General features: G+C 63.2%; 10 protein-coding genes. All 10 read left to right on the top strand.

Going from position 1 to position 8,901, the window contains the following annotated elements:
* Nucleotide 1 precedes the first annotated feature (1 nt).
* Nucleotides 2-685: a phage minor tail protein L gene (locus ABIC51_RS39025; protein WP_334053900.1), complete on the top strand. Its 684-nt coding sequence runs from the start codon at nucleotides 2-4 to the stop codon at nucleotides 683-685.
* Nucleotides 686-734: 49 nt separating this feature from the next.
* Complete coding sequence (locus tag ABIC51_RS39030; protein WP_334053899.1) at nucleotides 735-1,487, top strand: C40 family peptidase; 753 nt, start codon at nucleotides 735-737, stop codon at nucleotides 1,485-1,487.
* Nucleotides 1,484-2,047, top strand: coding sequence for a tail assembly protein (locus tag ABIC51_RS39035; protein WP_354007045.1), 564 nt, complete (start codon nucleotides 1,484-1,486; stop codon nucleotides 2,045-2,047). Before ABIC51_RS39030 ends, ABIC51_RS39035 begins: the two co-directional genes overlap by 4 nt.
* Nucleotides 2,044-5,856 (top strand): TipJ family phage tail tip protein, encoded by a 3,813-nt coding sequence (locus ABIC51_RS39040; protein WP_354007046.1) that lies wholly within the window; start codon nucleotides 2,044-2,046, stop codon nucleotides 5,854-5,856. The genes ABIC51_RS39035 and ABIC51_RS39040 overlap by 4 nt, the downstream gene beginning before the upstream one ends.
* Nucleotides 5,856-6,164: a hypothetical protein gene (locus tag ABIC51_RS39045; RefSeq protein WP_334053897.1), complete on the top strand. Its 309-nt coding sequence runs from the start codon at nucleotides 5,856-5,858 to the stop codon at nucleotides 6,162-6,164. The genes ABIC51_RS39040 and ABIC51_RS39045 overlap by 1 nt, the downstream gene beginning before the upstream one ends.
* The gene (locus tag ABIC51_RS39050) at nucleotides 6,164-6,880 is read left to right on the top strand and encodes a hypothetical protein (protein ID WP_334053896.1); all 717 of its coding nucleotides are present in this window, start codon (nucleotides 6,164-6,166) and stop codon (nucleotides 6,878-6,880) included. The genes ABIC51_RS39045 and ABIC51_RS39050 overlap by 1 nt, the downstream gene beginning before the upstream one ends.
* A 55-nt stretch (nucleotides 6,881-6,935) precedes the next feature.
* The gene (locus ABIC51_RS39055) at nucleotides 6,936-7,220 is read left to right on the top strand and encodes a phage holin family protein (RefSeq protein ID WP_059668049.1); all 285 of its coding nucleotides are present in this window, start codon (nucleotides 6,936-6,938) and stop codon (nucleotides 7,218-7,220) included.
* 2 nt (nucleotides 7,221-7,222) lie between these two features.
* Nucleotides 7,223-7,672 (top strand): D-Ala-D-Ala carboxypeptidase family metallohydrolase, encoded by a 450-nt coding sequence (locus ABIC51_RS39060; protein ID WP_334053895.1) that lies wholly within the window; start codon nucleotides 7,223-7,225, stop codon nucleotides 7,670-7,672.
* Entirely contained in the window at nucleotides 7,669-8,151 is a 483-nt protein-coding gene (locus tag ABIC51_RS39065) for a DUF2514 family protein (RefSeq protein ID WP_334053894.1), read from the top strand. The genes ABIC51_RS39060 and ABIC51_RS39065 overlap by 4 nt, the downstream gene beginning before the upstream one ends.
* A gap of 138 nt (nucleotides 8,152-8,289) precedes the next feature.
* A partial coding sequence (locus tag ABIC51_RS39070) for a DNA adenine methylase (protein WP_354007047.1) occupies nucleotides 8,290-8,901 on the top strand: 612 nt, incomplete at its 3' end.

The following is an 8,901-nucleotide window of genomic DNA, read 5'->3' on the forward strand; positions in this document are numbered from 1 at the left end:
TATGGGGATCAATTCCGATATTCAGCAGCTGGAACCGGGGCATCGTATCGAGCTGTTCGAGGTCAACTGCACGGAGATTGGCGGAGACGCGTTGCGCTTCCACGGGCATCTGCAGTCGACGTCGATCGTGTGGCAGAGCCTGGAATACAAACCGTGGCCGATCCAGGCGGCCGGCTTCGAGCGGACATCGGACGCGCGGCAGCCCGCGCCGACTCTGACGGTAGGCGATATCAACGGCACGATCACCGCACTGTGTGTCGCGCTCGATGATCTAGTCGGCGCGAAGGTGATCCGCCGGCGCACGCTGGCGAAGTACCTCGACGCGGTGAATTTCCCGAACGGCAACCCGACCGCAGACCCGAATGAGCAATGGCCGCCCGAGCAGTGGCGTATCGAGCAGAAAAGCGACGAGCAGCCCGGCGTGCAGGTGGAATTCACGCTGTCGTCGCCGCTCGATTTCGGTGGGCAGCAGGTGCCGGCGCGACAGATTGTCGGCATGTGCCAGTGGCGCTATCGCGGGCCCGTATGCGGATATGCCGGCGTGGCGTTCTTCGACAAGAACGACAGGCCGGTGAGCGATCCGGCGCTCGACTGCTGCAGCCAGAAAGTCAGCGGATGCGAATGCCGGTACGGCGTGAACAACCCGCTGCCGTACGGCGGATTTTTGTGCGACACCCTCGCGTAGACCTTCGATTAACCTCTCTTCATGGACCCGCCACCCGGCGGGTTTTTTTATGGGCGAACGAATCAAGCAGGCGATCGCGGAGCACGCGCTCGCCGAGTACCCGCGCGAGTGCTGCGGGCTCATCGTCGGCACGGCGGCCGGCGACGTGTACGTGCCCGGCCGCAACATCGCGGCCGTGCCCACTGAGCAATTCGGGCTCGCGGCCGAAGATTACGCGGATGCGGAGGACATGGGCGAAATCCTCGCGTTCGTGCACTCACATCCGAACGGACGGGCACAGCCGAGCATGGCGGACCGCACAGTATGCGAGCGTTCCGGCATCCCGCTGTGGGTGATCGTCTCGCTTGGCGTGCAGGCCGACGGCGCGATCGGTGTCGACGACTGGTGCGAGTTCGGCCCGAGCGGATACGTTGCGCCGCTCTATGGCCGGGAGTTCCTGCACGGCGTGCTGGACTGCTATTCGCTGGTGCGCGATTGGTACCTCGCCGAGCGTGGCGTCGTACTGCCGGATTTCGAGCGTGAAGATGGCTGGTGGGACGACGGTCGCTCCAATCTGTATATCGCGCACTACCAGGATGCCGGCTTTCTCGACGTCGGGATCGACGTACAGCTCGAGCCGGGTGACGTACTGCTGATGCAGATCCGAAGCAAGAACGGCGTGCCGAATCATGCGGGCGTGTATCTCGGCGACGGCATGTTCGGGCATCACGTGCACGGGCGACTGTCGTGCCGCGCGGTGTGGGGCTCGATGTGGCGCGACAGCTGTACGACGGTGTTGAGGCACATCGGGGGCGCGAAGTGATTGAAAAGCTGCGCGAGGTGAGGCTTTACGGGATCGCGGGCGCGCGGTTCGGTCGGGTGCATCGCCTGGCCGTCTCGTCGACCGCGGAGGCGGTGCGCGCGCTTTCGGTGCTGATCCCGGGCTTCCAGAAGTTCCTGCTCGACGCGCGCGACAACGGGTTGACGTTTGCGGTGTTCAACGGCCGCCGAAACCTGAGCGAAGGCGATCTGGGTGCGCCGGTCGGCGGCGAAGCGATCCGGATTGCGCCGGTGATCATCGGCAGCAAGAGCGGTGGTCTGTTCCAGACGATTCTCGGTGCGGCGCTGGCCGTGGCCGGTTTCGTGTTCAGTCAGCCGACGCTGATCGGCCTAGGCGTGTCGATGGCGCTCGGCGGCATCACGCAGATGTTGAGCCCGCAGCAGGCGGGGCTGGCCGGCGCGGCCGACAACGGCACCTCGTACTACTTCAACGGCGCGGTGAACAGCGCCGCTCAGGGCGAGCCGGTGCCGCTCGTGTACGGCGAGATGGTCGTCGGGTCGAAGGTCATCAGCTCGGGTATCTATACAGAGGATCAGGTGTGAAAAAGATCTACGCGGAATCCGGACCGAAGCGGATCAGCGGGGCGAAGGGTGGCGGCGGTGGCGGGAGTGGCGGTGGGGAATCGCCCGACAGCCTGCATTCCGTCGCGCGCGCCAAGGTGCTCGACGCTATTTCCGAGGGACCGATCGTCGGGCTGGTGAAGGGCATGCAGTCGGTCTTTCTCGACGGCACGCCTATCCAGAATTCCGACGGCTCGGTCAACTTCCAGAATTACAGCGTCGACGTCCGCACGGGTACGCTCGATCAGGAGTTCATGCCGGGCTTTCCGGCGGTCGAGCGCGAGGCGGCCGTAGGCGTGCCGCTGACTTCCGATGCACCGTGGGTGCGGCAGGTGCAAAACACGCAGCTGTCGGCGGCCCGTATTCGCTTCGGCCTGCCAGCACTGCAAAAGAGCGATCCGGCGACCGGCGTGTTCGGCTATCGCGTGGAATATGCGATCGATCTGTCGGTCGACGGAGGCTCGTACGCACAGGTGCTGTCGTCGGCATTCGATGGCAAAACGACGTCGCTTTACGAGCGCTCGCACCGGATCGAGTTGCCGCGCGCGACAACCGGCTGGTTGGTCCGCGTGCGCCGCATCACGCCGAACGCGCACAGCTCGCTGATCGCGGACACGGTGAACATCGAGGCGATCACAGAGGTGATCGATCGCAAGCTACGGTATCCGATGACGGCGCTCGTTGGCATGACGTTCGACGCGCGGTCGTTCTCGCAGGTGCCAGTGCGGTCGTACCACATTCGCGGCCTGATCGTTCGGGTGCCGTCGAACTACGATCCCGAGACGCGAGCGTACTCGGGGGCATGGGACGGGACGTTCAAGCCGGCGTGGACGAACAACCCAGCGTGGATTTTCTACGACCTGCTGCTGAACGATCGCTACGGGCTTGGCAAGACGGTCGACGCGTCGATGATCGATAAGTGGGGGCTGTACGAGATCGCGCGCTATTGCGACGTCATGGTGTCGGATGGGCGGGGCGGTGTCGAGCCGCGCTTCACGTGCAATTGCGTGATCCAGTCGGCGGCCGACGCGTACAAGGTTCTGCAGGATATCGCCAGCGTGTTCCGTGGCATTTCGTACTGGGGGCCGGGCGCGGTGGTCGCGTCTGCGGACATGCCGTCCGATCCGGTCTACGTGTACACCGCGGCGAACGTGATCGACGGTGCGTTCCGGTACGTGGGTAGCGAGCGCAAGACGCGATACACGGTCGCGCTTGTGAGCTACAACGATCCGTCGAACCAGTACAAACAGGCGGTCGAGTATGTGCCGGACGACGACGGCATCGCGCGGTACGGCGTTATCAAGACGCAGGTGACTGCGTTCGGCTGTACGTCACAGGCTCAAGCGCACCGGCTCGGGCGATGGCTTCTCCTGACGTCCCGCTACGAGTCGGGCACGGTGTCATTCAAGGTCGGGATGGATGGCGTGCTGGTCGGCCCGGGGCAGGTGATCGCGATCGCCGATCCACGAAAGGCTGGCCGGCGCATCGGCGGGCGCATTCGAGCGGCGGCCGGCAACGTCGTCACGCTCGACAAGGCGCCTACCGTGGCACCAGGCGATCGCTTCACGGCGATTCTGCCGTCAGGTGTCGCGCAGTACCGTGCCGTGAAGTCCGTCAACGGCGACGTGCTCACGCTGGCCGATCGCTTCGACGCGGATCCCGTGCCCGGTGCGGTGTGGATGCTGGAAAACGCGGAGGTCGCGGCGCAGCTCTATCGCGTCGTGAGCGTTCAGGAAGGCGACGACGACGGGCGCATTGAGTACACGATCACGGCGACGATGCACGAGCCGGGCAAGTACGCGGCGATCGACGACGGCGCGCAGATTCAGCAGCGGCCGGTGACGGTCGTGCCGCCGTCGGTGCAGGCGCCGCCGGCCAACGTGCGGATTACCACGTATTCGGCGGTCGACCAGGGCATTTCCAAAACGACGATGGTTATCGCGTGGGACGCCGCGGATAACGCTGTGACATACCTGCCGGAGTGGCGGAAGGATAACGGCGAGTGGGTGAGCGTGCCGCGTACGGGCGGGCTGCAAGTCGAGGTGTCCGGGATTTACCAGGGGCGGTACGTTGCGCGCGTGCGTGCCCAAAACGTGATGAACGTCACGTCGCTTCCGGCCATCAGCGCGGAAACGCAACTGAACGGAAAAACGAGCCTTCCGCCGGCGGTCGTGTCGCTCAAAGCGGCGGGCGTGGTCTACGGCATCAATCTCGACTGGGCGTTTCCCGGCGATGGTACTGCCGGCGACACGCAACGCACGGAACTCTGGTACAGCCGCACGCCGAACCGTGCCGACGCGATCAAGCTGTCGGATTACGCGTTCCCGCAAGCGTCGACGTCCATGCAGGGGCTCGCGGTCGGCCAGGTGTTCTATTTCTGGGCGCGGCTCGTCGACACGACTGGGAATATCGGCCCGTGGTTTCCGGCGAATGGTTCTGGTGTGCAGGGTCAGCCGTCGACGAACCAAAGCGAGTACGAGAAATATTTTGCTGGCCAGATCTCGCACTCGGCACTCGGCGAGGATCTGAAAAAGCCGATCGATGCGATTCCCGGGATTCAGCAGGGCGTTACGGATAACGCGGCGGCGATCGCGAAGGAGGTGAAGGATCGCACCGATGCGATCACGAAAGAGGCGAAGGATCGAGCCGACGCGGTGGCCGAAGAAGCGCGCCAGCGTGGTGCGGCTGTGGCGTCCGAGCAGCAGGCGCGGCAGTCGGCCGATAGTTCGCTCGGGCAGCGGATCGATACCGTGACGGCGAGCGTCGGAGACGCGGCGGCCGCAGTGAAGCGAGAGGAAGCTGCGCGTATCGATGCAGACGGTGCTCTTGGCAAGCGCGTCGACACAGTCGTCGTGAAGGTTGGCGAAGCAACGACGTCGATTCAATCGGAAGTACAAGCGCGTCAGGATGGCGACGGCGCGCTCGGGAAGCGAATCGACGCTGTAAGTGTCGCTGTTGGGGAGAACAAGGCGGACATCATCACCGAGCAGCAGGTTCGCCAAAAGGCGGACTCCGCACTGGCCAGCCGAATTGACTCCGTGTCGGCACAGATCAATGTTCCGATGGCAGGTGACAGCGGCCAGGCGGCCGGATCGACGCAGGTAATGGCCGGCGTCTATTCGGAGCAATCGGCGCGTGCCGAGGTCGATATGGCGTTGGGCCAACGGCTCGACACTGTTTCCGCGCAGATGCAGGTAGGGCAGGCGTCGTTGCTTGCGGACATTCGTACCGAGTCGAAAGCGCGTGTGGATGCGATCAGCGCGCAGGCCGAGCAGATCACAACGATACGCGCGCAGGCCAACGAGAACGCGGCGGCGGTCCAGACAGTTGCGCAGTCGTATGCGGATCTGAATGGGCGCGTTTCGGCGTCGTACCAGATCAAGACGCAGATCACGTCGGACGGTCGCACGTACATCGCCGGCATCGGAATCGGCATCAACAACGACAGCGGGATTGTCGAGTCACAGGTGTTGGTGTCGGCGCAGCGCTTCGCGGTCGTTGACCCGAGCAACGGCGGATCGTCGATCGTGCCGTTCGTGGTGCAGGGCGGGCAGGTGTTCTTGCGTCAGGCGCTCATCGGCGCTGGTTGGATCACGAACGCGATGATCGGCAGCTATATCCAGTCCGACAACTATGTCGCGGGAAAGCAGGGCTGGCGGCTCGATAAGAGCGGTTGGTTTGAAATCAACTCGACTGATGGTCGCGGCAACCGGACGGTGATCGATAGTAATGGCGGGCGCGTGTACGACGCAAACGGCGTTCTGCGTGTTCGATGGGGGGTATGGGAGTAATGGCTGCGGGGTTCTGGGTATGGGATGGTGCGGGGCGCTTGGTGCTCGACGGTACGTCGCGGGCCGGGCGGATCGTTGGGATCGTGTACACGGGAGGCGGCGCTGGGTCCAGTCCGGCTGACTTGTCAGGGGGCGCGCCGTTTTGGGCGTTCATGCCGCAGTGGATTTTTCGCCGTGTCGGCGGTGCAGAGCCGACGCCGCTTGTCGCGATCGACGCATTTGGAATCAGTTGGTCGTACAGCGGCAATAGCAGCGGTTCGAATGCTTACTCGCCTGTGCCTGGCTGGCTTGTTTTCGGGGTGTATTGATGGATGCAGGATTTCAAGCATTTACGAATAGCGGCCTTTACCAAATTGATGGAAGGACACCGAACTATCAGCTCGTTAGATCGATGTCAGGGCAGGCGGTAGACACGTCGTTACCGCTCGCGGTCAACGATGCGGGGAAGCCGTTCGGGGCGACGGTTCCGAGCATCGCATTTTCGTTCAACGCGACGGCTGGACCGATGTATGGCGTGTATGCATCTGATGGCGTTGGGATCTCGGTTTGGAGCGTAAGTGTCGATGGTGGGGTGTACACGATTCGTTTCGTAACGGAGCGCCCGTGCGCTGTCTACTTCTTTTTGTTCGATCGCACACCTCCTGCGACTAGTGGCTTCGGGCTTCAAGTGTTTGCGCCGGATACGAAACTCATCGCGGACACGTCGGTGCCTTTCCTTCGTGTGCTTGATGTGATTACCGACCACTACGTGCCAGGCACGGGGTTCGTGACGATCGGCGCGCCTTGGCCGCCGTGGCAGTCGCGGTCGTACGGCCGGCCGGTGTTGATTTCGGCTATTGCACCTGTGCATGTCGGTTGGAGTTATGACCCAGCCGGCCTGGAGATGACGTCGATTCGTGTGACGGGCGACACGATTGCATGGGGAACATCGATGTGGGGAGGCGGGAAGAAGCCAAACTTTACGGGATTTAAAGAGCAGTGGCATCACATGTTCATGGTGCTAGATGCGACGGGGATTTTGTGATGGGCCGCCTACTTGGCGGCCTTTCTTTTTACGGGGCAGGAAACGGGGAGCGGTAATGCAAGAGCACGAAAAGACGATTCTGGAGTTGATTCTCATGGGCGGACTGATTGGCATTGCGAAAGTGTTGGTGGGTAGCGAGCAGCTGACGTTCCGGCTTGTGGCCGGGCGTGCCGTGCTCGGTTCGGCGACGTCGATGGTTGCAGGTCTGGCGCTGTTGCAGATCCCGGATCTGCCGCCGATTGCATTGCTCGGCCTCGGTAGTGCGCTTGGCATCGTCGGGTCGCAGTACCTCGAAGTGCTGCTGCGCCGGAATGCAAAACGAATGTTTGGGGAGAAGTGAATATGACGAATCTGACAGCGCATTTCACGCTCGAGGAATTGACCGCGAGCGACACGGCGCGCCGGCGCGGCATCGATAACACGCCGTCGGCCGCGGTCACGGCAAATTTGCGCCGGACTGCCGAAGCGCTCGAGCGCGTGCGCGACGTGCTCGGTGGGCGGCCCGTGATCATCACATCGGGCTACCGAGCGGCGGCGCTCAACCACGCGGTCGGTGGTGTTCCGAACAGCGCGCACCTTTCGGGCCTGGCCGCCGATTTCGTCTGTCCGAAGTTTGGCATGCCGCTTGACATCTGCCGGGCGATTGCCGCATCGACGATCGAATTCGACCAGCTGATCCAGGAGGGTACGTGGGTGCATATCGGCCTCGCGCCGATCGGGGCGAAGCCGCGTCGACAGGTGCTGACGGCATCGTTCGGTGCGACGAGCACGAAATATTCGGAGGGGTTATGACCTGGATCGATCCGCGGGTTTGGCTCGCGATCGTCGCGGCGGCGTTCATCGGTTCCGCGGCCGGCTATTTCAAGGGCCATCGAGACACCGACCAGTCGCACACCGTAGAAACTCAGGCGCAGCGAATTCGCGAGCTCGTCGTCGAGCGCGACGAAAGCGACCGCATTGCGCGTCAACAACAGGGGAACGCTGAAAATGCTTCGAAACAACGTGAACAGGCTCGCGCTGCTGCTGATGCTGCCGATGCTGCTGCTAACAGCCTGCGCAAGCAGGTCGCCGAACTCGTCGCCCGGACGCGCGACCCCGCCACTCCGGCCGGAGGCGCGGCAGCCGGCGGCGCCCTCGATCTGCTTGCCGACCTGTTCGGCCGGACTGACGAGGCTGCGGGAGAGTTCGCGCGAATCGCTGACGAGCGAGGCATTGCCGGGCGGCAGTGCGAAAGCGACTACGACGCGTTGACGGGCGCGACGCCGCGCTAGAAACAGGGCGGCCGAGGGGCGTGCGGTAACACGACCCTCGGCCGCTTTTCCACTGTCTGAGCCAGTGAATCAGCCAAGGCCCTGCATACCTACGTAGGCGGGCCGGATTCTACACTAAGTTTAAAAACGGCTTTCACAATGGCAAATCCGATTATTCCGTGGATCGGCGGCAAGCGCCGCCTTGCAGACCATCTCATCCCGCGATTTCCCGCGCACGACTGCTATGTCGAAGTGTTCGCGGGCGGCGCTGCGCTGTATTTCTTGCGCCCGCCGGCAAAGGTCGAGGTGATTAACGACGTCAACGGCGAGCTGATCAACCTGTATCGCGTCGTGCAGCATCACCTCGAGGAATTCGTGCGGCAGTTCAAATGGGCGCTCACCAGTCGGCAGGTGTTCGAGTGGCTGAAGCAGACGGCGCCGGAAACGCTTACCGACATCCAGCGCGCCGCGCGGTTCTACTACTTGCAGAGAAATTGCTTCGGCGGGAAGGTCGAGGGACAGACGTTTGGGACGCGGACAGAGCATCCGCCCGGATTGAATTTGCTGCGTCTCGAGGAGGAGCTTTCGGCCGCGCATTTGCGGCTCGCGAGCGCGTACATCGAGCGCCTCGATTGGGCGGCTTGCGTTGATCGATACGATCGGCCGCATACCCTGTTGTCGGGTAAGGACACGGCGTTGCCGCCGCATCCTCCCCTAAGAACCGTACGTGCCAGTTTCCCGGCATACGGCTCAAGCCTCTTTGAAGCTCCA

It is taken from the genome of Burkholderia sp. 572 (assembly GCF_040545135.1).
Lineage (GTDB): Bacteria > Pseudomonadota > Gammaproteobacteria > Burkholderiales > Burkholderiaceae > Burkholderia > Burkholderia cepacia.

What these genes read in the sequence shown, in the direction of transcription:
- ABIC51_RS39050 (WP_334053896.1), top strand. Translation starts at nt 6,164, where the DNA reads ATGGATGCAGGATTTCAAGCATTTACGAATAGCGGCCTTTACCAAATT.
- ABIC51_RS39025 (WP_334053900.1), top strand. Translation starts at nt 2, where the DNA reads ATGGGGATCAATTCCGATATTCAGCAGCTGGAACCGGGGCATCGTATC.
- ABIC51_RS39060 (WP_334053895.1), top strand. Translation starts at nt 7,223, where the DNA reads ATGACGAATCTGACAGCGCATTTCACGCTCGAGGAATTGACCGCGAGC.
- ABIC51_RS39030 (WP_334053899.1), top strand. Translation starts at nt 735, where the DNA reads ATGGGCGAACGAATCAAGCAGGCGATCGCGGAGCACGCGCTCGCCGAG.
- ABIC51_RS39045 (WP_334053897.1), top strand. Translation starts at nt 5,856, where the DNA reads ATGGCTGCGGGGTTCTGGGTATGGGATGGTGCGGGGCGCTTGGTGCTC.
- ABIC51_RS39065 (WP_334053894.1), top strand. Translation starts at nt 7,669, where the DNA reads ATGACCTGGATCGATCCGCGGGTTTGGCTCGCGATCGTCGCGGCGGCG.
- ABIC51_RS39055 (WP_059668049.1), top strand. Translation starts at nt 6,936, where the DNA reads ATGCAAGAGCACGAAAAGACGATTCTGGAGTTGATTCTCATGGGCGGA.